This is a genomic window from Paracoccus pacificus, assembly GCF_042680785.1.
Classification (GTDB): domain Bacteria; phylum Pseudomonadota; class Alphaproteobacteria; order Rhodobacterales; family Rhodobacteraceae; genus Paracoccus; species Paracoccus pacificus.
Genome location: NZ_JBHUEN010000043.1, coordinates 339017 through 364148, shown reverse-complemented (window position 1 = coordinate 364148; position 25132 = coordinate 339017). Strand labels below are relative to the sequence as shown.

General features: G+C 65.4%; 22 protein-coding genes and 1 pseudogene. 21 read left to right on the top strand and 2 right to left on the bottom strand.

Features of this window, described 5'->3' with window-relative positions:
- Positions 1 to 15 precede the first annotated feature (15 nt).
- The 14 genes and pseudogenes from ACFSCT_RS14230 (at position 16) to ACFSCT_RS14165 (ending at position 13007) form a co-directional block, all read left to right on the top strand.
- On the top strand, positions 16 to 1599 hold the full coding sequence (locus ACFSCT_RS14230) for an ABC transporter substrate-binding protein (RefSeq protein ID WP_379143784.1): 1584 nt from the start codon (positions 16 to 18) through the stop codon (positions 1597 to 1599).
- Positions 1596 to 2405, top strand: coding sequence for a creatininase family protein (locus tag ACFSCT_RS14225; protein ID WP_379143782.1), 810 nt, complete (start codon positions 1596 to 1598; stop codon positions 2403 to 2405). The genes ACFSCT_RS14230 and ACFSCT_RS14225 overlap by 4 nt, the downstream gene beginning before the upstream one ends.
- A complete protein-coding gene (locus ACFSCT_RS14220; RefSeq protein WP_379143780.1) occupies positions 2402 to 4063 on the top strand; it encodes a dipeptide ABC transporter ATP-binding protein in 1662 nt (553 codons plus the stop codon). The genes ACFSCT_RS14225 and ACFSCT_RS14220 overlap by 4 nt, the downstream gene beginning before the upstream one ends.
- Positions 4060 to 4740, top strand: a complete 681-nt coding sequence (locus tag ACFSCT_RS14215; RefSeq protein WP_379143778.1) for an RraA family protein — start codon at positions 4060 to 4062, stop codon at positions 4738 to 4740. The genes ACFSCT_RS14220 and ACFSCT_RS14215 overlap by 4 nt, the downstream gene beginning before the upstream one ends.
- Positions 4741 to 4980: 240 nt before the next feature.
- Positions 4981 to 5412: an RrF2 family transcriptional regulator gene (locus ACFSCT_RS14210; RefSeq protein ID WP_379143777.1), complete on the top strand. Its 432-nt coding sequence runs from the start codon at positions 4981 to 4983 to the stop codon at positions 5410 to 5412.
- Positions 5409 to 5732 (top strand): DUF6522 family protein, encoded by a 324-nt coding sequence (locus ACFSCT_RS14205; protein ID WP_379143775.1) that lies wholly within the window; start codon positions 5409 to 5411, stop codon positions 5730 to 5732. Before ACFSCT_RS14210 ends, ACFSCT_RS14205 begins: the two co-directional genes overlap by 4 nt.
- Before the next feature lie 4 nt (positions 5733 to 5736).
- Entirely contained in the window at positions 5737 to 7998 is a 2262-nt protein-coding gene (locus ACFSCT_RS14200; protein ID WP_379143773.1) for a heavy metal translocating P-type ATPase, read from the top strand.
- Positions 7995 to 8141 (top strand): annotated as a pseudogene (gene ccoS, locus ACFSCT_RS14195) (cbb3-type cytochrome oxidase assembly protein CcoS); the annotation flags it as partial. The gene ACFSCT_RS14200 and the pseudogene ccoS, both read left to right, overlap by 4 nt.
- A gap of 116 nt (positions 8142 to 8257) precedes the next feature.
- A complete protein-coding gene (gene ccoN / locus ACFSCT_RS14190; RefSeq protein ID WP_379143771.1) occupies positions 8258 to 9910 on the top strand; it encodes a cytochrome-c oxidase, cbb3-type subunit I in 1653 nt (550 codons plus the stop codon).
- Between the two features lie 4 nt (positions 9911 to 9914).
- Positions 9915 to 10691: a cytochrome-c oxidase, cbb3-type subunit II gene (gene ccoO / locus ACFSCT_RS14185; RefSeq protein WP_379143769.1), complete on the top strand. Its 777-nt coding sequence runs from the start codon at positions 9915 to 9917 to the stop codon at positions 10689 to 10691.
- A gap of 6 nt (positions 10692 to 10697) precedes the next feature.
- Positions 10698 to 10868, top strand: coding sequence for a cbb3-type cytochrome c oxidase subunit 3 (locus ACFSCT_RS14180; RefSeq protein ID WP_379143768.1), 171 nt, complete (start codon positions 10698 to 10700; stop codon positions 10866 to 10868).
- The gene (gene ccoP / locus ACFSCT_RS14175) at positions 10859 to 11938 is read left to right on the top strand and encodes a cytochrome-c oxidase, cbb3-type subunit III (RefSeq protein ID WP_379143766.1); all 1080 of its coding nucleotides are present in this window, start codon (positions 10859 to 10861) and stop codon (positions 11936 to 11938) included. The genes ACFSCT_RS14180 and ccoP overlap by 10 nt, the downstream gene beginning before the upstream one ends.
- Positions 11935 to 12132: a hypothetical protein gene (locus ACFSCT_RS14170; protein ID WP_379143764.1), complete on the top strand. Its 198-nt coding sequence runs from the start codon at positions 11935 to 11937 to the stop codon at positions 12130 to 12132. The genes ccoP and ACFSCT_RS14170 overlap by 4 nt, the downstream gene beginning before the upstream one ends.
- Entirely contained in the window at positions 12126 to 13007 is an 882-nt protein-coding gene (locus ACFSCT_RS14165; RefSeq protein ID WP_379143763.1) for a DUF2189 domain-containing protein, read from the top strand. Before ACFSCT_RS14170 ends, ACFSCT_RS14165 begins: the two co-directional genes overlap by 7 nt.
- Positions 13008 to 13068: 61 nt before the next feature.
- On the opposite strand, the gene ACFSCT_RS14160 is transcribed toward ACFSCT_RS14165, so the two are convergent.
- Positions 13069 to 13833 (bottom strand): SDR family oxidoreductase, encoded by a 765-nt coding sequence (locus tag ACFSCT_RS14160; protein WP_379143761.1) that lies wholly within the window; start codon positions 13831 to 13833, stop codon positions 13069 to 13071.
- A gap of 2 nt (positions 13834 to 13835) precedes the next feature.
- Complete coding sequence (locus ACFSCT_RS14155; RefSeq protein ID WP_379143759.1) at positions 13836 to 15041, bottom strand: mandelate racemase/muconate lactonizing enzyme family protein; 1206 nt, start codon at positions 15039 to 15041, stop codon at positions 13836 to 13838.
- Positions 15042 to 15152: 111 nt separating this feature from the next.
- Here ACFSCT_RS14155 and ACFSCT_RS14150 point away from each other — a divergent pair, with 111 nt between their 5' ends.
- From ACFSCT_RS14150 to ACFSCT_RS14120, 7 genes are all read left to right on the top strand, one after another.
- On the top strand, positions 15153 to 15953 hold the full coding sequence (locus tag ACFSCT_RS14150; protein WP_379143757.1) for a GntR family transcriptional regulator: 801 nt from the start codon (positions 15153 to 15155) through the stop codon (positions 15951 to 15953).
- 88 nt (positions 15954 to 16041) lie between these two features.
- Positions 16042 to 17052, top strand: coding sequence for a TRAP transporter substrate-binding protein (locus ACFSCT_RS14145; protein ID WP_379143755.1), 1011 nt, complete (start codon positions 16042 to 16044; stop codon positions 17050 to 17052).
- A gap of 67 nt (positions 17053 to 17119) precedes the next feature.
- Positions 17120 to 17692 carry a TRAP transporter small permease subunit gene (locus tag ACFSCT_RS14140; RefSeq protein ID WP_379143753.1) on the top strand — a complete coding sequence of 191 codons (573 nt, stop codon included), beginning with the start codon at positions 17120 to 17122 and terminating at the stop codon, positions 17690 to 17692.
- A 9-nt stretch (positions 17693 to 17701) separates the two neighbouring features.
- Positions 17702 to 19018, top strand: a complete 1317-nt coding sequence (locus tag ACFSCT_RS14135) for a TRAP transporter large permease (RefSeq protein WP_379144393.1) — start codon at positions 17702 to 17704, stop codon at positions 19016 to 19018.
- A 421-nt stretch (positions 19019 to 19439) separates the two neighbouring features.
- Positions 19440 to 20114, top strand: a complete 675-nt coding sequence (locus ACFSCT_RS14130) for an ImuA family protein (protein WP_379143751.1) — start codon at positions 19440 to 19442, stop codon at positions 20112 to 20114.
- A 181-nt stretch (positions 20115 to 20295) separates the two neighbouring features.
- Positions 20296 to 21786: a Y-family DNA polymerase gene (locus tag ACFSCT_RS14125; RefSeq protein WP_379143750.1), complete on the top strand. Its 1491-nt coding sequence runs from the start codon at positions 20296 to 20298 to the stop codon at positions 21784 to 21786.
- 13 nt (positions 21787 to 21799) lie between these two features.
- Positions 21800 to 25057, top strand: coding sequence for an error-prone DNA polymerase (locus ACFSCT_RS14120; protein ID WP_379143748.1), 3258 nt, complete (start codon positions 21800 to 21802; stop codon positions 25055 to 25057).
- Positions 25058 to 25132: the final 75 nt, after the last annotated feature.

Sequence of the window (25132 nt, the reverse complement as noted above, 5' to 3'; positions counted from 1 at the left end):
CACGGAGGTATGAAGATGATTACCAGACGGACATTCGGGAAATACTCGATCGGTGCGGGAACGGCGTCGCTGATCCTGCCAACGGGCTGGGCTTTCGCGCAGGGCGCACGGCCAACGCTGACCGTCGCGGTCGACAACCTTTGGGCCAATATCAACGCGATAAACGGGATCTCGACCACCACCCGGCGGTTCTTTCCCAATTTCTATTCGCATCTGGTCGAGCGCGACTATATCGCCGACGAACAGGGTCTGACCCTGAAACCCGGGCTGGCAACGGAATGGACCCAGAACGGCAAGGTCTGGACGCTGAAGCTGCGCGAGGGCGTCAAGTTCCACAACGGCGAGACGATGACCGCCGAGGACGTGGCTTTTACCCTTGGACCGGAACGGCTGTGGGGCGAAAAGCCCTTTGAGCCGCGCGGCAAGACCTTTACCGCCGGCTTCGTCCGGGTCGAGCCAAAGGACGATCTGACCGTCGAGATCGAGACCGAGCGCGAGGACCCCTATATCCCCGGCAAGCTGACCGGCTATATCGGCTTTGTGGTGCCGAAAAAGGCCTATCTGGAAATGGGCGTCGACGCCTTCGGACAGGCGCCCATCGGCACCGGCCCCTATAAGGTCACGCTGTTCCGCTCGGGCGAGGTGCTCGAGATGGAGGCTTTCGACGATTATTGGGACGGGCCGCCCCCCGCCGCCAAGATCATCTGGCGCATCGTGCCCGAATTCGCCGGCCGGATGGCGGGTCTGGTTTCGGGGGAATTCGACTTCATGGCGAATATCCCGACCGACCAGGAAGCGCAGATGGAAAGCTATGACAACGTGACCGTCGCCCGCGCCCTGGCCGGGAACTATCCCGCCTTTGCCTTCAACTGCCGCCCCGACCCGCAGGACAACCCCTTGGTCGACGTGAACCTGCGCAAGGGAATGGTGCAGGCGATCGACATGGATGCCATCGTGCAGGCGCTGTTCGGCGACACCACCTTCCACCCGGCGGTGCCGTTCAACTTCCCCGAATACGGCAAGTTCTACGACCCGAACATGGTGAACCCGCTGCCCTATGATCCCGAGGCGGCCAAGGCGCTGATCGCGAAATCGGGTTATGACGGCCAGCCGTTGCAATGGCATATCACCCGCCAGTTCTATCCGAATTACGAAGCCGCGGCCGAGATCATGATCGAGCAATGGCGGCAGGTCGGCGTGAATGTCGTGGCCGAGATCCTCGACAATTTCGAGCTGGTCTATACCCGGCCCTACCACATGATGAACATGTCGATGTCGACCGACTTCATCCCCGGCGACCCCTATCAGCCGCTGTGGCTGGACTGGGGCCCGACGGCAAGCCGTTCGACCGCGCAGTGGAAGACATGGGATCCGACGCCGGAATACCTCGCCGCCGGCAAGGTATTCGAGGAAGCGACCGAGTTCGAGGCCCGCAAGGCCGCCTATCTGAAACTGTCGCAGGCCTGGCAGGATGTGACGCCCGGCTATTACATGTGGAAAAGCGTCTATAACTGGGCGCATCGCTCCGACATCACCTTCGTGCCGCGCCCCGACGGCGAGATGCGGATGTTCGGTGATTATGTGAAACTGCCGGCGTGAAACATGCGCTGAAAGACATGACGGTCGCGGAATTCCGCGACCGCCTGCCCGAGGATCCGGTGATCCTGCTGCCGCTTGGCAGTCAGGAGGAACAGGGTCCTCACGCACCCATGGGCGACTATCAGCTGGCCGAAGCGGTGGCCCTGCGCGCGGCCGAATTGTCGGGGGCGATCGCCGCGCCCTGCCTTCCTTTCGGCTATGCCGAGTTCTTCCGCGGCTTTCCGGGCGGCATCCAGCTTCGCGCCGCGACCTTCTGCGCGGTGCTTGAAGACATGCTGGGCGCGTTTCTGGACCACGGGATCGAGCGTCTGCTGATCCTGAACGGGCATTCCACGAACGCATTCCTGATTGATCAGGTGGCACGTAAACTCCGCCGCGAACGGGGCGTCGCGATTGCCTCGGTCGATCTGTGGCGGGCGATACCGGACAGCCTCTGGACCCGGCTTTACGGCGACAAGGCGGCGGCCGCGCGGGGCCACGGGGCCGACCCGCTGACCTCGCTTGCCATGTATCTGCAACCCGCCGCCATGCGCCCCGATCTGATCCGGCCATCCGCCAAGGGCCGGGCGCTCGGCCTGCCGATGACCGGGGTTGCGGGCATCAGCTTTGGCGAGATGCCGGTGGGATTGCCGCTGAATGCCGATGAGGTGAACCCCGACGGCATGATGGGCGGCGATGCACATCTGGCCTCGGCCGCGCATGGCGAGGCGATATTCACCGAACTGACCCGATCCATCGCAAAGCTGGTCGCGCATCTGAAGGGCTGCGACATGCGCGACCCATTGGCCCGGGAGGGCGCGCGATGACCGAGGACACCCTTCTGGACATCCGGAACCTGTCGGTGCCGCTGCTCGCCGGTGCCGACCGCCCCTTTGCGGTCGAGGATCTGTCGCTGACGCTGAAACGCGGCGAGATCCTGTGCATCGTCGGCGAAACCGGATCCGGCAAATCGCTGACCGCGCTGTCGGTGATGGGGCTTCTGCCCTCGAACCTGCCGAAGCCATCGGGACAGATCCTGTTCGAAGGCCGCGACCTGTTCAAACTGTCCCGCAAACAGCGGCTGGCGCTGGCCGGCAGCCGGCTGGCCATGGTGTTTCAGGAACCGTCGGCGGCGCTGAACCCGATCTACCGGATCGGCGATCAGGTCGCCGAAACCTTCCGTCAGCATACCGACCTGTCGCGCGCGGAAATTCAGGCGCGTGTCCTTGACCTGTTCAACGAGGTCAGGTTGCCCGACCCCAAGGCCATTCTGCGCGCCTATCCGCACCAGCTTTCCGGCGGTCAGAGCCAGCGGGTGATGATCGCGACCGCGCTTGCGCTGAACCCCGCGATCCTGTTGGCGGACGAACCGACGACGGCGCTTGATGTCACCACGCAGGCCAAGATCCTGAAGCTGATGCTGGAATTGCGGGATCGACACGACACCGGCATCATCTTCGTCACCCATGATTTCGGCGTCGTGGCCGAAATCGCCGACCGCGTGGCGGTGATGCGCCACGGCCGGCTGGTCGAGATCGGCAGCAAGGACCAGATCCTTCGCAACCCGCAGGCCGACTATACCAAGACGCTGATCGCCGCCGTGCCAAAGTTGGAGCCCAAAACACCCGCGCAGAATCTGGGCGATACGGTGCTGACGGCCACGGATCTGACCAAGACCTACAAAAGCCGCTCGCTTCTGGGCGGCGGGCGCGAGGTGACGGCGCTGAAGGGGGTCGACGTGTCGATCCGGCGCGGCGAGACGCTGGGGCTGGTCGGCGAAAGCGGCAGCGGCAAATCGACGCTGGCGCAATGCGTGATCCGCCTGATCGAGCCCGACCGGGGCGACGTGATCATCGACAACGGCCAGTTCACCGGGCTTACCGGCCGGGCACTGCGCGATGCCCGCCGCCGGGTCCAGATCGTGTTTCAGGACCCCTATACCGCGCTTGACCCGCGCCAAAGCATCGGCAGCGCCATCGCCGAGGGGCCGATCATTCACGGAGTCCCACCGGCCGAAGCCAAAGACCGGGCGCTGAAACTGATCGGCGATGTGGGGCTGGATGCGGGCGCGGCCATCCGCTTTCCGCATGAGTTCTCGGGCGGGCAGCGGCAGCGCATTTGTATCGCCCGGGCGCTGGCGGTCGAGCCCGACCTGCTGATCGCCGATGAAAGCGTCTCGGCGCTGGATGTCTCGGTGCAGCGGCAGATACTGGATCTTCTGGCGCGGATGCAGCGGGAATTGCAGTTCGGGATGCTGTTCATCACCCATGATCTGCGCGTCGCCTCGCGCATCTGCGACCGCATCGCCGTGATGCGTCAGGGCGAGATCGTCGAGGAAAACGACCCCGCCACGTTGTTCTCGACCCCGCGCGCGCCCTATACGCGCGAACTTCTGGCGGCGGTGCCCGGTCGGGACTGGCAGGACGCGCCGGCCCGCGACACCACCGTCGCACCCGATCATTCACCGAAGGGATTCCAGAGATGAAGAAATACCAGATCGGGCCGGTGCCGCCGCAGGTCGATCCGCGGCTGATCGACGGCTTCACCGGGGTCGAGATCGCCACCATCGGCCATTTCCGGCACCGGGGTTTCGTCAACAACGCGCTGCGCCCCATCGCGCCCTTGCCCGGGGTGATTGCCGGGACGGCGATCACCGTCGCCATTCCGGGCACCGATTCCACCATGCTCCACCACGCGATTTCGGTGCTGCGCCCGGGCGATATTCTGGTGATCGACCGGCTGGGCGACACGCGGCACGCCTGTCTGGGCGGCGGCGTGGCCTTTGCGGCCAAGACCGCCGGGGCGGCTGCCGTCATTCTGGACGGTCCCTGCACCGACCCCGATGAAATCATCGAGGTCGGGCTGCCCACCTATTGCACCGGCGTCTCGGCCATCACCACGCGGCTGAACGACCTTGGAGGGGCGCTGAACCTGCCGGTGTCCTGCGGCAATGTCCCGGTTCTGCCGGGCGATCTGGTCCTTCTGGATCAATGCGGCGTCCTGATCCTGCCGCCGGACGAGGCCGACGAGGTGCTGGCCGAGGCGACCGCGCGCCAGGCCCGCGCCAACCGCAATCGCGGCCGGATCGCGGCCGGTGAAAAACTGGGCGATCTGTCCGGCGCCAGCCGGATGGTGGCCGAGGACATGGCGCCAAAACCCTGAACGCCGCCGCGATCCGGTCGATTTCGGCCGCGCCGCCATAGGCCGCGCAGGGACCCGGGCATAGCCGTTTCCCACATATATTAATTAATATTATCAATTATTTGCCGAACCGTCGCGCCCGCGCCCGCGTGCGACGCGCGCGATGTGACAATTGGACGCAATGACGCGCGCGTGAATAGGTATATTGTTTACCACTTAATGACGACACGCATTTTCTTACGGCGTCGACGGGATTACGGGATGCGTTTGACGACTTTCACCGACTTTGGGCTGCGCGCCATGATACGGCTGGCGCAGGATCCGCAGACACCGCTGTCGTCCGCCGAGATCGCCGAGGAATTCGCCATTTCCCGTCACCATCTGGCCAAGGCAATGGCAACGCTGGCGCGTGCCGGCCTGATCGTGACCCGCCGTGGCGGCGGTGGCGGGGCCATTCTTGCGCGTCCGCCCGCCGAAATCTCGTTGGGCGAGGTGTTCCGGGCCCTGAACGCCGAGGAACCGCTGGTCGAATGTTTCCAGAGCGATGGCGGACATTGTGTCGCGACCAATCGCTGCCGGCTTCGCGCCCGGCTGGTCATCGCCCAAGAGGCGTTCATGGCCAGTCTGGACCAGTCCACACTGGCCGATGTCGCGCTTGAGCCGCAAGCCTTCGCATTGGAGGCGGCGCCATGAAGCTGGAAGTGCGCAACGGGCAGATCACCGTCGATGCGCAGGAATTGGCGCCTTTGCTGGATCTGCACCCCGCCGAATTTCAGAAACAGATGCAGGCCGGCCGCATCGCGACCATGACCGAACAGGGCGAAGGCGCCGACAGCGGCCGCTTCCGCGTCACATTCCGTTCCGATAACTGGCGGCTGCGGCTGACCTGTGCGGAAGACGGCACGGTTCTGTCGCAGGTGCGCACCCCCGCACCGGCCCCGCCCGCATCGGCCCCGACCGCATCGGCCCCAACCGCGCCGGGGCGCCGCCCTTCCACGCAGAGGCAGGGATAATCCGATGACCGGCCGCGAACAGGCGATCAACCGCAGCACCGATCTTGCCCGGGCGCATGCCCGCGAAACGGTCCGCGCCGCTTCGGACGGCCGTGGGCTGTGCGTTTTGTCGGTCCCCGAAATTCGTTGCGGCGGCTGCGTGGCGAGCATCGAAAAGGCCCTGAACGCCCGGCCGGACGTGATCTCGGCGCGGGTCAATCTGACCCTGAAGCAATTGCGCCTGACATTGCCGGCGCCCGACAGCGACCCGGGTCCGGTCATGGACGCGCTGGCCGGTCTTGGCTTTGCCGCCGCGCCCGCAACGCTGACGGATGGCGACAATCGCAGCGATCCGGCGGGCAAGGCGCTTTTGCGCGCCACCGCCGTCGCCGGCTTTGGCGCCGCGAATATCATGCTGCTGTCGGTCGGGGTCTGGTCGGGGGCCGAGGCCGCGACGCGGAACAGCTTTCACCTGATCGCGGCGCTGCTGGCGGTGCCGATCGTGCTTTATTCGGGTCAGCCGTTCTTCCGCTCGGCCATTCAGGCGCTGCGGGCGCGGCGGCTGAACATGGACGTTCCCATCGCGCTCGCGGTCCTGCTGGCCACGGCGCTGAGTCTGGTCGAACTGGCCCGGGGCGGAGACCACGTCTTTTTCGACGCGGCCGTCACCTTGCTGTTCTTCCTGCTCGCCGGCCGTTATCTGGATCACATGATGCGCCAGCGGGCCCGCAGCGCGGTCGCGGGGCTGGCGCAACTTTCGCCGAAGGGCGCGTTGGTGCGGCAGCCGCAGGGCGAACTCGCCTTTGTCGCGCTGGATGAGATCCGGCCCGGTCAGATCATCGTCGTCGGCCCGGGGGAATACGTGCCGGTCGATCTGCGCATCACCAAGGGCAGCACCGACATGGACCGGTCGCTGATCACCGGTGAGGCGATGCCGGTCGCGGCGGGCCCCGGCGACACGCTCGAGGCCGGCACCCTGAACATGACCGGCCAGATCGAGGCCGAGGCGCTGCGCAGCGCCGACGATTCCTTTCTGGCCCAGATGATCCGCATGCAGGCCGCGGCCGAGCAGGGGCGCACGACCTATGTCCGCATCGCCGACCGCGCCGCCCGGCTTTACGCGCCGCTGGTTCATCTGGCGGCTCTGGCGACGTTCATCGGCTGGATATTCTGGACCGGCGGCGACTGGCAGCGCGCGGCCTTCGTGGCGATCAGCGTGCTGATCATCACCTGCCCCTGCGCGCTGGGTCTGGCGGTGCCGGTCGCCCATGTCGTCGCCGCAGGGCGGCTGATGGCAGAGGGTATTCTGATGAAGGATGGCGCGGCGCTGGAGCGTCTGGCCGAGATCGACGGCGCCGTATTCGACAAGACCGGCACCCTGACCACCGGGCGCCCGGCGCTGGGACCGGTGGTGGGGGCGGTCCGGGGCGATCCTGCGACGCTTGACGCCGCGCGCGCGCTGGCCGCCCTGTCGGGTCATCCGGCCGCCCGTGCCATCACGCCGGATCCCGCCGCCGTCCAGACCGATCTGCGTATCGAAAACGTCGTGGAAATTCCTGGGCTTGGCATTGCCGCGGATCTGGACGGCCGTCCCGCCCGGCTGGGTCGCAGCGATTGGGTGGCCGAGATCGCCGCCACGGCCCCGACCAGTGACGACCCGAGCTTCGCGTTTGAAGGCGGTCAACCGATCAGTTTTCCGCTGACCGAGACCATGCGTCCCGGCGCCGCCCCGGCCATCGCCGCCCTTGCCCGCGACGGTCTGAGCGTTGCGATGTTGTCGGGGGACAACCGGGCGCGCGTGGACCGTGTCGCGGCCCAGCTTGGCATCGCCGAGACGCGGCACGGCATGGCGCCCGAAGCCAAGATCGCATTTCTGGAAGCCGAGCAAGGCCGGGGTCATAGCCTGCTGATGGTCGGGGACGGGCTGAACGATGCGGCCGCGCTGGCGGCGGCCCATGTATCAATGGCGCCCGGCAGCGCCTCGGACGTGGGGCGGACCGCGGCGGATTTCGTCCTTCTGCGCGACGGGCTCGAGGCCGTGCCGCAGGCGATCCATCTGGCCCGGCGGACCGCGCGGATCGTGCGCCAGAATTTCGTGCTGGCGATCATCTACAACTGCATCGCCGTTCCGCTTGCGGTTCTGGGTTTCGTCACCCCGCTTGTCGCGGCGCTGGCGATGTCGATTTCCTCGGTCATCGTCATCGGAAACTCGCTGCGGCTGAATGCGGCCCCTGCGCGCGCCGCCACGCGGCCGGCCGGTGCATATCGCCCGACGGTGACGGCATGAGCGTGCTGGCCTTTCTTATTCCGATCACCCTCGTCATGGGCGGCATTGGTCTTGCCGCCTTTTTCTGGAGCCTGCGCAACGGCCAGTATGACGATCTGGCCGGTGACGCTGAACGCATTCTGTTCGATGGCGACGACCGTCCGCTAAGCGGCAAACCGCAGCCCGGCAAATCGCAGCCCGGCAAATCGCAGCCCGGCAAATCGCAGGCCGGCGAACCAATACCAACTTCCACCCAGTCAAAGGACAAGGAGCAAGAGTCATGATCTCGCGACTGACCCGGTCCGAGCGTATCGGCGCGTTCTTAATATGTATTGCAGTCACTCTGGTCGGGCTTGTCATGGCCGCCGGTGGCCAGGGGGATCTGATGGGCGCGCAAGGCTGGGTCGTTCTGGCCTTCGGCGCGATCATGACGCTGATCCTGATGCCGCGACTGGAGGATCCCGAACCCAGCGAGGACCGGTTTGCGTCCTATTACGACGACCCGACCAAGGTCGGGATCGTGATCGCGCTGATCTGGGCGGTCATCGGCATGGCCATGGGCGTCTGGGTGGCGGCGCTGCTGGCATGGCCGGACCTGCGCTTTGACGCGGCATGGTCGGGTTTCGGGCGGCTGCGGCCGGTCCACACCTCGGGCGTGATCTTCGGCTTCGGCGGCAATGCGCTGATCGCGACCTCGTTCCATGTCATGCAACGCACCTGTCGCGCGCGGATGCCCAGCCAGCTTATGCCGTGGTTCGTGCTGATCGGCTATAACCTGTTCTGCGTCGTGGCGGCCAGCGGCTATTTCATGGGCGTCACCCAGTCCAAGGAATACGCCGAACCGGAATGGTATGCCGATATCTGGCTGGTCGTGGTCTGGGTGGTCTATTTCGTGCTGTACATGCGCACGCTGGCCCGCCGGAACGAGCCGCATATCTATGTCGCCAACTGGTATTACCTGGCCTTCATTCTGGTCGTGGCGATGCTGCATATCGTCAACAACCTTGCGGTGCCGGCATCCTGGCTTGGGGCGAAAAGCTATTCGGCGTTCTCGGGCGTGCAGGATGCGATGACCCAATGGTGGTACGGCCATAACGCGGTCGCGTTCTTCCTGACCTCGGGCTTTCTGGGGATGCTTTATTACTTCCTGCCCAAGCGCGCCGAGCGGCCGATCTATTCCTACCGCCTGTCGATCCTGTCGTTCTGGGGGATCACCTTCTTCTATATGTGGGCCGGTTCGCACCACCTGCATTATACCGCGCTGCCGCAATGGGTGCAGACGCTGGGCATGACCTTCTCGGTCATGCTGCTGGTGCCGTCCTGGGCCTCGGCGGGCAACGCGCTGATGACGCTGAACGGCGCATGGGCAAAGGTCCGCGACGACGCCACGCTGCGGTTCATGATGGTCGCGGCGGTGTTCTATGGCCTTTCCACCTTCGAAGGGTCGTTCATGGCGATCCGGCCGGTCAACGGGCTGTCGCATTACACCGACTGGACGGTCGGCCACGTGCACGCCGGTGCCATGGGCTGGGTCGCGCTGATCACCTTCGGCTCGATCTACGCGGTGACCCCGATGCTGTGGCGCCGCCAGCGGATGTATTCGGCCAAGGCGGTCGAGTGGCACTTCTGGTTGGCCCTTGCCGGCACCGTCATCTATGTCTTCGCGATGTGGAACAGCGGCATCATTCAAGGGCTGATGTGGCGCACCTATAACGACACCGGGACGCTGCGCTATTCCTTCCTCGAGTCGATGATCGCGATGCATCCCTATTACATCGCACGCGCCCTTGGCGGCCTGCTGTTCCTGATCGGGGCCTGCATCGCCCTTTGGAACGTGGTGATGACGATCCGTCACGCCCCGAAGCTGGTCCCCGAGCGCGATCATCCCATCTCATCCGGCACCAGCGGTCAGACCGTGCCGGCGGCGGAGTAATCACATGCTGAAAACAATTCTTGCACCTTTCAGGCGGTTCTTCGACCTTCACGCCCGGACCCATTACCGGACCGAGCGGCACTCTCTGGCGCTGACCGGGGCCATCATCGTGGTGGCCAGCATCGGCGGCATATTCGAGATCGCGCCCCTGTTCACCATCGACGACACCGTCGAGACGGCCTCCGACATGCGGGTGTACACCCCGCTGGAGCAGGCCGGGCGTGACATCTATATCCGCGAAGGCTGCTATGCCTGTCACAGCCAGATGATCCGCACCCTGCGCGATGAGGTCGAACGTTACGGACCTTATTCGCTGGCGGCGGAAAGCCAGTATGATCACCCGATGCTGTGGGGATCGAAACGGACCGGCCCCGATCTGGCGCGGGTCGGCGGCAAATACTCGGACGATTGGCAAGTTCGCCACCTGATCAATCCCCGCGACGTGGTGCCGGCCTCGATCATGCCGCAATACGCCTTCCTCAAGGATCGCACGCTTGAAACCGCCAGCCTGCCCGCGCGGTTGGCCGCGCTGCGCGCCGTCGGCGTCCCTTATACGGACGAGATGATCGCATCGGCCAGCAAGGACGCGGCCGCGCAGGCCCGGCCGGACAGCGACGGTGCGGCGGGCGTGGCCGAGCGCTATGGCGAGGCGACCACGATCCGCACCTTTGACGGCAATACCGACGTGGTGACCGAAATGGACGCGCTGGTCGCCTATCTGCAAATATTGGGGCGGCTGACGCAGCTGCCCTATGAAACCCAGGCCGTGGCGCAGGAGTGACCGGCAATGCAGTTCACACATGAGTTTCTGGTAGGTTTTTCAAAATCCTACGGGCTGTTCTATCTGATCGCCCTGTCTGTCGCGATCACCATCTATGCCTATTGGCCGGCGCTGCGGAACCGCTTTGACAAGGCCGCAAACAGCATTTTCGACGATGAGGAGGGACCATGTCGGTAAAAGAACGTGATCCCCTGACCGGGCATCAGACGACCGGGCACGAATGGGACGGCATCACCGAGTTGAATACGCGCGTTCCAACCGCCGTATGGTTCTTCATCGCCGTCACCGCCATCTGGTCGGCGATCGCGTGGGTTCTGCTGCCGACCTGGCCGCTGCTCACCACCTATACAAGGGGCATCCTTGGCGCCGATCAGCGTGCCGAGGTCGAGAAATCGGTGATCGACGCCAATAACGCGCGTGCGGATTGGGCGACGCGGATCGACGACATGCCGGCCTATCAGATCATGGCCGATCCGGCGCTGATGCAGCGGGTGACCGAAACCGGGAACCAGCTTTTCGGCGACAACTGCGCCGGCTGCCACGGCGTGAATGCGCAGGGCGGTCCGGGTTTTCCCAGCCTGATCGACAGCGCGTGGCTGTGGGGCGGCACCTTTGACGACATCATGGAAACCATCCGCGTCGGGATCAACAACGACAACCCCGATACCCGGGTGTCGCAGATGCTCGCCTTTGGCCGGGACGGCATGCTGACCCGGGACCAGATCCGCACCGTCACCGATTATGTCCAGAACTTTTCGGGCACGCCCGCGCCGGCCGAAAAACTGACCGAGGGCGCCACGATCTTCGCCGAGAACTGCGCAAGCTGTCACGGCGACAACGGCACCGGCGACATCAGCCAGGGCGCGCCGGACCTGACGGATCACTTCTGGATCTACGGCGGCTCGGACAAGGCGATCTTCCAGACCGTCTATGGCGGCCGTCAGGGCTGGATGCCCGACTGGGAGAACCGCCTGACCCCGACCGAGCGCAAGATCCTTGCGGTCTACATCATGGACAAGGGCAAGGAAGCCAACGCCTCGGGTGCGCAGGCCGAGAGCGCCGAGGCTGCGGGTGCGCAGACCGAAGCTACGCCGGTCGAGGCAGCGCAGGCCGAAGGTGCTCAGGCCGAAGATGCTCAGGCCGAAGGTGTTGAGGCCGAAGCTGCTCAGGCTGAAGCCACTCCGGCAGAAGGCACTGAGGCTGAAGCCACTCCGGCAGAAGGCACGCAAGCCGGGGGCACGCAATGAGCCCGGTCCTGACGCGCGCCTTCTGGACCGGCCCGCGGCTTTTCGCGCTGGTTGCCTCGGTTCTGGTCCTGACGATCTTCATCGCGGCGAATATCCATCTGATCGTGGTATCATTCGCCTCGAACCCCGAATGTGCCCTACAGCCCAACATGGAAGGCGTCGTGGCCCTGCGCGCGGCGAGACCCTCATGCTAAGTGATCGCAACACCCCACCCGAACCCGAAGGTCACGACGAACACAGTCTGATCCCCGAGGTCGTGCCGCCGCTGCCCCGCGAAAACCGGCTGGCCCGCGAATTGCCGTGGCATACGGCGCTGAAATGGCTGCGCGAAGGCTGGTCGGATCTGTGGACCAACCCGGTGCCCAGCCTGCTTTACGGGCTTGGCGTCTTTATCGTCTCGGCGCTGGTGGTCTGGCTGATGTTCCGGTTCGAGCTGGACTATTTCGTATTTCCCGCCCTGGCCGGCTTCATGGTTCTTGGCCCGCTGATCGCCAACGGGCTTTACGTCAAAAGCCGCAATATCGAGATTGGCGCCCGCACGTCGCTGTTCGGCATGCTGTTCGTCCGGCCGCGTTCCGGCCCCTCGGCGCTGTTCATGGGTGTGATCCTGCTGATGCTGTTTCTATTGTGGATGCGGGCGGCGGTGCTGATCTGGGCGCTGTTCTTCGGCATCAAGCCCTTCCCCGGCATGGACGAGATCATTCCGACGCTGTTCACCACGCCGACCGGATGGGCGCTGCTGATCGTCGGCGGCTCGGTCGGTGCGCTGTTCGCCGCCTTCGCCTTTTCGATCAGCGTCTTTGCGGTTCCGATGCTGCTTCAGGAAAAGACCGACGCGCTGTCCGCGCTTGGCATCAGCATGGCCATGGTCTGGAACAATCTGGCGGTCATGATCGCCTGGGGCGCGATCGTTCTGGCGCTGTTTCTGGTCTCGGTCGCGACCGGGTTGCTGGGGCTGATCATCGTCTTTCCGCTTCTGGGGCATGGAACCTGGCACGCCTACCGCGACCTGCGCCCGGCCGACCGGCAGGAAGGCGAAAGCGAACGGCTGTTCCTGCAACCCGTCTAAGCAACACGCCCCGTCATGGTTTCGTGGCGGGGCGTTTTCCGATGGCGGCGCGGCGCCCGGGCTAAAGCACCGAAATCATCCCGCCATCGACAAAGATCAACTGGCCGTTGACGTAATCCGACGCGCCCGAGGCCAGATAGATCGCGGTCCCGACCAGTTCCTCGGGGCGACCCCAACGACCGGCGGGCGTGCGCCCCTTGACCCAGGCGTCGAATTGCGGGTTCGCGGTCAGCGCCTCGTTCATTTCGGTCAGCATATAGCCCGGTCCGATCGCATTGGCCTGAATGCCATGCGGGCCCCATTCCGCCGCCATGCCCTTGGTCAACAGCCGGATCCCGCCTTTGGCGACCGTATAGGGAATGACCGTCGCGCGGGCGAGTTCGCTGGTCAGCGACCCGATGTTGATGATCTTGCCGCGCCCGCGCGGGATCATCCGCCGCGCCGCCTCGCGCCCCAGCAGGAAGGCGCTGGTCAGGTTGGTGTCGATGACCCGCTGCCAGTCGGCAAGGCTTAGTTCCACCATCGGCTGACGGTGCTGGATGCCGGCGTTATTGACCAGAATGTCGATCGTAGCACCCTCGGCCTCGAGATCGCGGAAAATCGCCGTGACGGCAGCCTCGTCGGTCACGTCAAAGGCGGCCGCGCGGGCGTTGAACCCGGCCTCGCGCATCTCGCGCGCCGCCGTCTCGGTCGCGTGCCGGTCACGTCCGTTGACGACCAGCGCCGCCCCCGCCCCGCCAAGCCCCTCGGCAATGGCCCGGCCCAGACCGCGGGTCGAGCCGGTGATCAGCGCCGTGCGGCCGGTCAGATCAAACAGACCCGCCACCGTCACCCCTCGAACTCCGACCGCCGGACGGTCAGGTCGCTGCGCTCGAACACCGCCGGCAGAAGCTCGGTCCCCAGACCCGGACCCTCCATCGGCAGCGCATAGCCATCGCTGATCACCGGCATTTCGGTCACCAGCTCGCGATACCAGCCGTCATAGAAGGCGCGCACCGATTCCTGGATCAGGGTGTTCGGCTGGCTGAACGAGGCATGGATCGCCGCCACGAACGACACCGGCCCGGTGCAGTCATGCGGCGCGAACGGGCGGTGATAGGTGTCGGCCAGCGCCGCGATCTTGCGCCCCTCGGTCAGGCCGCCGGTCCAGCACAGATCGACCATGGCGACATGGGTGGCGTTCCGCTCCAGCATGTCCTTGTAGGGAAAGCGCGAGCCGAGCGTCTCGCTGGCGCAGACCCAGACATCGGTCGATGCCGCATATTCCTCAAGTGCCTGGGGCGAGTTCATGCGGATCGGATCTTCAAACCAGAACGGATCATAGGGTTCCAGCGCGCGGGCGATCTTCTTGGCCGCCGGCAGGTTCCAAAGCGAGTGCAGCTCGACCATGATATCCATCTTGTCGCCCACCCGTTTGCGGATCTTCTCGAACGGGTCCAACGCCTTGCGAAGCTGTTCGGCGCTGATGTACATGCCCCGGTTTTCCTGCGCCGGCGGATCGAACGGCCAGATCTTCATCGCCGTGATCCCGCTTTCCAGCAGGTTTTCGGCCAGCGCGCCGGCGTCGGTCATGAACGCCTTCAGATCCTCATAAGGCCCCTCGTCCGCGCCGCCGATATTCCATGTATCGACCGGGCGGATGTTGTTGCTGCGCACATAGCCATAACCGGCGCAGGTGTTGTAAAGCCGCAGCTTGTCGCAATTCAGGCCGCCCAGCAGGTTATGGACGGGCTGGTTGGTGATCTTGCCGAACAGGTCCCAAAGCGCGATGTCGACGGCGGAAGCCGCGCGGTATTCCACCCCGGTCGAGCTTTGCGCCATCGGCAGGTCGACCATCGCCCGGTTCAGCGCCTCGATCCGCGTCGGGTCCTTGCCCAGCAGCCGCACCGCCAGCGTATTGTGGATATGCGCCTCGACCGCTTCGGCGCCGTAAAAAGTCTCTCCCAGACCGATCGGCCCCTCGTCGGTATGCAGACGCACCCACAGGACGTTCGAGAATTCCTGGGTCCGTAGCGTTTCGATAGCGGTGATCATGACCATGGCTGCTGTTCCCCCTGCTGCGCCCGGTATCACCGGGTCGATGCGAATCGCGTTGACTTCGCAGATATGCCGTGAAATATCAGTAAACATCAATAAGGGAAAGTGATGCCCGCCACCACCGAAAACTCAGCCGGAACAGCGGAACCGGGCATGGCCGAGCCAGCCTTGGGCGCGGCTGATCCCGGCGTGATGTCCGGCGTGGGAGATCTGACCAGCGCCGCTTATGAGCGGATCGAAGAGCTTTTCATCTCATTGCAACTTCAGCCGGGCGCCCATCTGCGGACGCAGGATCTGCAGACCCTGACCAAGCTGGGGCGAACGCCGGTGCATCAGGCCGTGCGCCGGCTGGCGGCCGAAACGCTGCTTTCCGTGCAGCCGCGCAATGGTCTGCTCGTGGCCCCCATAAATCTGGAACGCGAGCGGCGGCTGGCGGTTCTGCGCCGGGACATGGAAAGGTTCGTCTGCGCCGCCGCGATCGAAAGCATGCAAAGCAACGACCGCGCCCGGCTGACCTATATATTGCGCAAGTTGCGCGATGAACGCGGCGCGATCACTCTTGACCGGTTCAACGTTCTGGACAAGGCTTTCGATATGCTGATGATTCAAGCCTCGGGCGAACGTTTTCTGGAACGCAGCCTGCGCCCGCTGAAGGCGCTCGGGCGGCGGACGGGTTATCTGGATATCAGCCGGCTTAGCGGTCAGCGCGGGATGAACGATTCGATCGACCATCACATCGCGCTGATGCAGGCGGTGCTTGACGGCGATGTTGCGCGCGCCTGCGCCCGGTCGGACGAACTTATCGAGTTGGGGCTAAGCATGATGACCCGGCTGGAGCAGAACATAGATCCGGCGCTGCTGGATATCGGCTTCGACCTTGAACGAGGTCAAGGAGGACGGGCGGTATAGCCCGCAACAGCCCCCCCGCCGCAGGCGCGGTGCGTGGTTGAACATGTCGTAAAACCTGAAAAATCAAACTAACTTTGGGAGGACCCCTATGAGATTGTTCCATGCGGCCACTGCGGCCTTTTTGGTGTTCGCCGGCGCGGCCGCCGCGCAGGATTTCAGCTTCAAGTTCCAGTCCTCGGACCCGGCGGGGAACCCGAACTTTGAATTCCAGAAGGGTTGGACCGAACTGGTGGCCGAGAAATCGGGCGGCAAGATCAAGATCGAACTGCTGCCGGTCGGCTCGGTCGTCGAATATAACGAAACGCTCGATGCGGTGGCCGCCGGCATTCTGGACGGACAGATCTGCGACAGCTCTTATTGGGCGGGCAAGGACCCGGCGTTCGGCCTGATCTCCAACCCGGTGGGCGCATGGTCCGCGCCCGAACAGATGATCGACTTCGTGGAAAACGGCGGCGGCAAAGAGCTGATGCAGGAATTGCTGGGCAGCTATGGCCTGCATTTCATCGGCGTCACCACCCCGGGGCTGGAGGCTTTCGTGTCGCGCGTGCCGCTGAATGGCGTCGACGATCTGAAAGGCGTCAAGGTCCGCACCCCCGAAGGCCCGATCGCCAACGTCTTCGCCGCCGCCGGTGCCTCGCCCGTCAACCTGCCCTCGTCCGAGGTCTATACCTCGATCGACAAGGGTGTCGTCGATGCCGCCGACTATTCGGTGTTTTCGGTGAACCAGCAGCAGGGGCTGAACACCGTCGCGCCCAATCCGGTCTATCCGGGCTTCCATTCGCTGCCGCTTGTCGAGGTTTCGATGAATCAGGCGAAATGGGACGCGTTGCCGGATGACATGAAGAAGCTGATGGAAGACACCGTCAAGGAATTCCAGCAAACCCAGCTTGCCGGCAACCGCGCCGCGGATGAGGCCGCCGTCGCCGAGGCCAAGGCCGATCCGAAGATCACCATCCACAACTGGTCGGATGAAGAGCGCGCCAAATTCCGCAAACTGGGCATGGCCGAATGGCAGAAGATCGCGACCCAGTCCCCGATGGCGCAAAAGGTCTATGATACGCTGACCGCCTATCTGAAAGAAAAGAACATGCTGGAATAACCAGCAGACGCCCGGGCCGCCCCGTCATCGCGGGGCGGTCTGTCTTGCTTTAAGGGGGGATCATCGCATGACCGAAGATCGCAGCATCGAAGAAATCGACCTTGCCGCCACCAGCGAAGGGGTGGGCCCGATCCCGCCCGAAGCGGGCGCGATGGGCCGCATCGTCGATCGGGTGGCCTATGTCTTTGCCGCCGGTATCGTCTTTGCCGCCGCCGTCCTTCTGATGGAGGTGTTCCTGCGCTACATCTTCAACCGCCCGACCATCTGGGCCCATGAAACCACGGTGTTTCTGTGCGGGCTGGCCTTTACCTTCGGCGGTCTCTACTGCACCTGCCGCAACAGTCATATCCGCGTCGTGCTGATCTATGATGCGCTGTCCCCGGGCCTGCGCCGCATCTTCGACATCATCATCTCGATCATCTGCGCCATCGCCTCGGCGTTCTTCGCCTATGCGGCCTGGCATATGGTGACGCGCGCGGTCATCACCCCCAGCGGCCAGATACGGCTGGAGACCACCGGCAGCGCATGGAGCCCGCCCACCCCGGCGCTGATCAAGATCTTCATCTTCGTCATCATGGTGCTGCTTGTCGTGCAGTTCCTGATCTTCGCCGTGAATTACGCCCGCAAGGCCAAAGGATAAACGCCGATGATGGATCTGGGAATCAACCTTCAGGCCCTTGGCATCGAATGGGGCACGGCCGTCATGTTCGGCATGCTGGTCCTGCTATTGCTGACCGGGATGCCGCTGGCCTTCGTCACGCTGCTGGTCGCGCTGATCTTTGCCCTTGGCTGGTTCGGGCCGATGTCGATCCCGCTGATCACCAGCCGGGTCTATTCCTTCGTGATGAACTTCGTCTTCGTGTCGGTGCCGATGTTCGTGCTGATGGCGGCGATCCTTGATCGGTCGGGCATCGCCCGCGATCTGTTCGACGCGATGAAGCTGTTTGCCGGGCGGGTACGCGGCAGCGTCGCCATTCAGACCGTGTTCGTCTCGGTCATTCTGGCCGCCATGTCGGGCATCATCGGCGGTGAGATCGTGCTTTTGGGCCTGCTCGCCCTGCCCCAGATGCTGCGTCTGGGCTATGACCGCAGTCTGGCCATCGGCGTGGTCTGCGCCGGCGGCTCGCTTGGCACGATGATCCCGCCGTCGATCGTGCTGATCATCTATGGCCTGACCGCCAACGTCTCGATCGGAGAGCTGTTCACCGCCTCGTTCCTGCCCGGCTTCATGCTGGCGATGTTCTACTGCCTTTATATCCTCGCCCGCGCCTATCTGACGCCGGACGCGGTCCCGGCCGTCGACCCGACCCCGGTCCCGCGCGCGGAAAAGATCCGTTTGCTGAAGGGGCTGGCGCTGCCGATTCTGGTGGTCGTCATGGTTCTGGGCTCGATCTATGGCGGCATCGCCTCGGTCACCGAAGCCTCGGCCATCGGCGTAGGAGGGGTGCTGCTGTCGACGGTGCTGCGCGGCGAGTTCAGCTATGCCCTGCTGCGCGATGCGGCGATCCAGACGCTGGCCACGGTCGGCATGATCGTCTGGATCGGCATCGGCGCCACCGCCATCGTCGGGGTTTACAACCTGATGGGCGGGGTAGAGTTCGTCTCGGCCATGATCACCGGCATCTCGGACAACCCGACCGTGATCGTACTGGTGATGATGGCGATCCTGTTCTTTCTGGGCGCGTTTCTGGACTGGGTCGGTATCGCGCTGCTGACCATGCCGATCTTCGTGCCGATCATCACCAAACTGGGCATGGATCCGGTGTGGTTCGGGGTGCTGTTCTGCATGAACATGCAGGTCAGTTTCCTGTCGCCGCCCTTCGGCCCTGCCGCCTTCTACCTGAAATCTGTGGCGCCGCCCGAGATCACGCTGGGGATCATCTTCCGCTCGCTGATGCCGTTTATCGCGCTGCAAATTCTTGCCGTCGGCCTGCTGATCGCATTCCCGGGCATCACCGGGCGGTAAACCGCGCGGCGCGCCGCCAGCGCCGCCCAAAAGCCCCGCCCGGCCCGGCATCCATTTCAGGGATGTCGAATCGGGCGGGGTGCATCCGTTTCCGGGCAACACGGAAATAACCCGGCACCGGACATGCCGGCCGATGTGATGGCCGAAACGGCATTGCCGAGCTGTGCGCAATATATCGTGAAGCCGACCCCGGGCAGCCCATCGCGCGCCGTCCGCGAAAACCGCCGCGCGAACTGACCGGTGATTTTCCCCATAGAACTGGCATATTAGCTGGCTGCCTCGTGTCCGCTCCCGGGCCGGCCCATGGCTTCCGACCCCTGTTCGATGACCGCGGCGCGCCTTTCGGGATGGCGTCGATAATTGACTCTGCATGCCGTGCAGATTTAGAACAAAGCAAGAACACTCGAATCTCATGCGATGTATGTCCAGCCCCGAACTCAGCCTTGTTCCGATGCAGGACGCGCCCGTTGCGGCGCGCTGCAACGAGGTATTTGCCACGGGCGGCGCGGGATGGGCGGGCTTTGTGCTGGCGCAGATGGCTTCGCGGCAGGTCGGCAACGGACCGATCCTGTGGATACAGGACCGGCTCAGCGGGCGCGAAACTGGCCAGCCCTGCTTTCTGTCCCTGTCCCGGCACGCCCTGCTGCTGGAACTGTCGCACCCGCGCGACGTGCTGATCGCGGCGGAAGAGGCGCTGACCTGCGCCGATCTGGGGGCGGTGGTGGCCGAGGTTCACGGCAATCCCACGGCGCTGGATTTCACCTGCTCGCGGCGGCTGGCGATCCGGGCCGAAGCCTCGGGGGTGACGCTTTGGCTGATCCGGCACGCGGCCGAAGCGCAGGCCAGCGCCATGCGCGACCGCTGGCGCGTCTCGCCGCTGCCCTCGGCGCCGCACCCCGACGACATCATCGCGCCGGGCGATCCGAACTGGCGGGTCGAGTTGTTCCGGTCGCGCGACAAGCGTCCGGGCACATGGGCGGTGCGCCATGACCGGGCGGCGGATCACCTGTATTTCTCTGCCCTCGTTTCCGATGGAGCGTTGGCAGAAGCTGAGGGGGCGAAACGGGCAGCCGCCCATGCGCGTGCCCGGGGATAGCCCGGCAGCCGCGCCCGGTGATCAACCGCTGCTGCCCTCTGCCCCTGCCTTCGGGCCCGGGGCCCGACAACGCCACGATACCGCCCGGCCCGATACCGCCCGACCTGACACCCCCCGGCCCGACATCGCCCGGCCCGATTTGGCCTGCCGCAGCAATGTTCCGGCTCCGGGGCGGGTGCCCATGGCTGACCCGGCACCGGACAACCCGCCGCTGGCGCTGTGGGTCGAGGGCACGCATGGGCCGGTAATCTACGCCGTCAATGCCGCCGCCCGCCGCGCCGGCGTGGCCGAGGGCGGACGGCTGGCGGATATGCGCGCCATCTGCCCCACGCTTGGGCTCTATCCGGCGGACCCGCAGGGTGATGCCGCCGCGCTGGACCGGCTGGCGCTTTGGGCACGGCGGTTCTGTCCGTGGACGGCACCGGATCGCAGCGCCGACCAGCCGGGATCGGGGCCCGAAAAGTCCCGCGGTGGCTTCGGGCTGGTTCTGGACACCACCGGCGCCGATCACCTGTGGGGGGACGAGCCCGGAATGCTGGTCGCGATACAGGATCAACTGGCCGCGCTGGGGTACAGCGCCGATCTGGCCTGCGCGCCCACATGGGGGGCGGCATGGGCTCTGGCGCGCTTTTCGCCCAAGGCCCGCAGCATCGCGCAGGACACAAAGGCGCTGCATCCGTTGCCGGTGGCGGCGCTGCGGCTGCCCGGGGAAACGGTGCTGCTGCTGCGCCGGCTGGGGCTGAAAACGGTGGGCGATCTGGCCGCGATCCCGCGTATCGCGCTAAGCCGCCGTTTCCTGCGCACCTTGCCGCAGGACAACCCCGTGATCCGGCTGGATCAGGCCAGCGGACGGCTGGCCGAACCGATCTGCCCGCCCGAGCCGCCGGCCAGCTTCCGCACCCTGTCCCGTCTGGCTGAACCGGTTCTGGACCCGACCCACCACCTGCCGGGCCTGTGCCGCGCGCTGTGCCGCGATCTGGCCGCCGCGGGGCGGGGCGCGCGCGCATTGCGGCTGACGGTCTGGCGGGTGGACGGCGAGATGCGCTGGATCACGGCGGGGGCCTCGACCCCCAGCCGCGATCCCGACCACATCGCCTTTCTGTTTCGTGAACGGCTGGAGAAGATCGACCCCGGCTTTGGCTTTGATCTGATCGAGCTTGCCGCGCCGCAAACCCAGACCATGCCGAACCATCAACGCGACCTTGGCGGCAAGGCGCGGGCCGGCCCCGATCTGCCGCGTCTGCTGGACCGGCTGGCGGCGCGTTTCGGCCCTGGCTGCGTGACCCAGCCCATCCGGCGGGCGCGGCATATCCCCGAGCGCGCCATCGCCAATGCGCCGCCCCTGGCCGCCGCATCCCATCAAACCGCCCCCGTCCCGGGGCGTCCGCTGCGGCTGTTCACCCCGCCGCAAGAGGTGCGCGTGCTTTACGCCGTTCCCGAAGGCCCGCCCGCGCAGTTCCAATGGCACGGGGCGGCCTCACGCGTGGCCCGCTGGCAGGGGCCCGAACGCATCGCGCCGGAATGGTGGGCCGACCGGCCCGGCACGCGGCTGCGCGATTACTATCGGGTCGAGGATCAGGCCGGGCGCCGTCTGTGGCTGTTCCGGGCCGGGCTGGCCGATGACGGCCGTGGCGCCGCACCGCGCTGGTTCGTGCATGGTGAGTTCGCATGAGGGAGTGCGCCTGATGCCCGACAAGCAAAGCCCCAGACGCCCGGATACGACCGGCGCCTTCACCCCCAATCCGCGCTGTGATTTCGTCGAATTGGGGATCTCGACCGCATTTTCCTTTCTGCGCGGCGCCAGCCTTGCGCCCGAACTGGCCGAAACCGCGCATCAGCTTGGCTATGACGCCATCGGGGTGGCCGATCTGAACAGTCTGGCGGGCGTCGTGCGCATCCATGCCGCCGCCCGGAAAACCAGCCTTCACCCGGTCATCGGCGCCCGGATCGTGCTGTCGGACGGCACCGGGTTTCTGGCCTATCCGACCGACCGCGCGGCCTATGGCCGGCTTTCGGCGCTGATCTCCAAGGGGCGGCGCCATGATCTGGACGGCAATTGGCAGGCCAAGGGCATATGCGACCTCAGCCTTGACGATCTGGCCGATCATGCGGCGGGCATTCAGTTGATCTGGCTGCCTGACCCTTCCGGCGGCGATCTCGCGGCGCTGCCCGGTCTTGCCGCGCGTCTGCCGACGCTGCGCCATGTGGCGGCAAGCTATCTGTACCGGGGCGACGATGTGGCGCGGATCAACCGGCTGGACCGGGCGGCGCGCGATTGCGGGCTGTCGATACTCGCCACCAATGACGTCCATTACCACGCCCCCGAGCGTCGTCCCCTGCAGGATCTGATGACCTGCATCCGTGAAGGCGTGACCATCGACCGCGCCGGTCACCTGCTGCATCCGAACGCCGAGCGGCACCTGAAATCCCCGGCCGAGATGGCCCGGCTTTTCCACCACTGGCCCCATGCCATCGCCGCCACCCGCCGGGTGGCCGATGCCTGCCGCTTCAGCCTGGGCGACCTGCGCTATGAATACCCCCGCGAAACCGTGCCGGGCGGGCTGACGCCGGATCAGCACCTGGGCGCGCTGACATGGGCGGGGGCGGCGGATCGCTATCCCGGCGGCATCCCCGGCAATGTGCGCGCCACATTGGAAAAGGAACTGGCGCTGATCGCCCGCAAAAACATCGCGCGCTATTTCCTGACCGTGCATGACATCGTCCGCTTTGCCCGCGCCGAGGGCATCCTGTGTCAGGGGCGCGGCTCGGCGGCGAATTCGGCGGTCTGTTTCGTGCTGGGCATCACCCCCGTGGACCCCGCCACCAGCAATCTGCTGTTTGAGCGTTTCATCAGCGAATCCCGCGATGAGCCACCCGATATAGACGTCGATTTCGAACATGAGCGCCGCGAAGAGGTGATCCAGCACATCTACGGCAAATACGGCCGCGACCGCGCCGGTCTTTGCGCCACCGTCATCCATTACCGCCCCCGCAGCGCCATCCGCGAGGTCGGCCGCGCCATGGGTCTGTCCGAGGATGTGACCTCGGCGCTGGCCAATACGGTCTGGGGCAGTTGGGGCGAGGATCTGGGCCATGCCAATGAAACCGGGCTGAACCTTTCCGATCGCAGGCTGGCGATGACCGTGCGGCTGGCCGAACAGATGATCGGCATGCCGCGCCACCTGTCCCAGCATGTCGGCGGCTTCATCCTGACCGAAGGTCCGCTGACCCACACCGTCCCCATCGGCAACGGCGCCATGCCGGAACGCAGCTTCATCGAATGGGACAAGGACGACATCGACGAACTGGGGATACTCAAGGTCGATGTGCTGGCCCTTGGCATGCTGACCTGCATCCGCAAATGCTTTGACCTGATCGCGACGCATTACCGGCGCCCCCTGACGCTGGCCAATATCCCGCCCGAGGATCCGGCGGTCTATGACATGCTGTGCCGCGCCGACAGTGTCGGCGTGTTTCAGGTCGAAAGCCGGGCGCAGATGAACATGCTGCCACGCCTGCGGCCACGCTGTTTCTATGATCTGGTGATTGAGGTTGCCATTGTCCGCCCCGGCCCCATTCAGGGCGATATGGTCCACCCCTATCTGCGGCGCCGGAATGGGCAAGAGCCCGAGGATTACCCCTCGCCCGGGCCGGAATACGATCCGGATGAGCTGCGCAACATCCTCAGCCGCACCAAGGGCGTGCCGATCTTTCAGGAACAGGCGATGCAGATCGCCATGGTCGCGGCCCGGTTCAGCGATGCCGAGGCGAATGAGCTGCGCCGTGCCATGGCCACGTTCCGGTCGCGCGGAACGATCGGAGCGTTGCAGGGCAAGATGGTCGAGCGGATGGTCGAACGCGGCTATAACCCCGAATTCGCCCAGCGTTGCTTCGATCAGATCAAGGGCTTCGGCGAATACGGGTTTCCCGAAAGCCACGCGGCGGCCTTCGCGCATCTGGTCTATGTCTCGTCATGGCTGAAACACCATTACCCCGCCGCCTTTGCCGCCGCGCTTCTGAACAGCCAGCCGATGGGCTTCTATGCGCCCGCCCAGATCGTACGCGATGCGCGCGAACATGGCGTGCCGGTCCATCCGGCGGATGTGAACCTGTCGGAATGGGACAATACGCTGCAACCCGCGGGCGATGGTTATGCGCTGCGCCTTGGATTGCGGCAGGTGGACGGGCTGGCCGCAGCCGCCGCCGCCCGGTTGACCGGGGCGCGGGACGACCCCTATGCGGATCTCGAAGATCTGCACCGCCGCGCCGGTCTGGATACCGGTGCGATGCGGCGGTTGGCGGCGGCCGACGCCTTCCGCTCCTGCGGGCTGGACCGGCGTGCCGCGCTTTGGCACACGCGGGCGCTGAAGGACGCCCCCGATCTGCCGCTGTTCACCGCGGCCCATGGCGCGGCGGATGAAGGGGCCGAGCCCCCGGTCACCCTGCCCGCCATGCCGGTCTGCGAACATGTCGTGGCCGATTACCAGACCCTGCGGCTGTCGCTGAAGGTCCATCCGATGGGGTTCCTGCGCGCCAGCATGGCCCGGCAGGGCTATATCCCTGCGGCCCGGCTGCGCGAGACGGCGCATGGTACACGGGTGCGCATCGCCGGGCTGGTGCTGATCCGCCAGCGCCCGGGATCGGCCAAGGGGGTGTGCTTCATCACGCTTGAGGATGAAACCGGCAGCGCCAATCTGGTCCTGTGGCCCAAGGTCCTCGCGGCCTTCCGCAAGGTGGCGATGGCGGCCCGCGTCATCGCGGTCGAAGGCTGTGTTCAAAGCAGCGAGGGCGTGATCCATGTCGTCGTCGACCACCTGACCGACCGCAGCGACGTGCTGGCCCGTCTGGCCGGATACACAGCCGCGCCCGACGGCATGCCACCACCTGTCCCCGCCCATCCCCGCAATCTGCGCATCCTGCCGGGGTCGCGCGATTTTCATTGAGGTGGACGGCGTCTGAATCCATCGCGGCGGTGCCGCGCGGAATGCCTGAAACCCACCCCGCGGTCACCCGCCGCA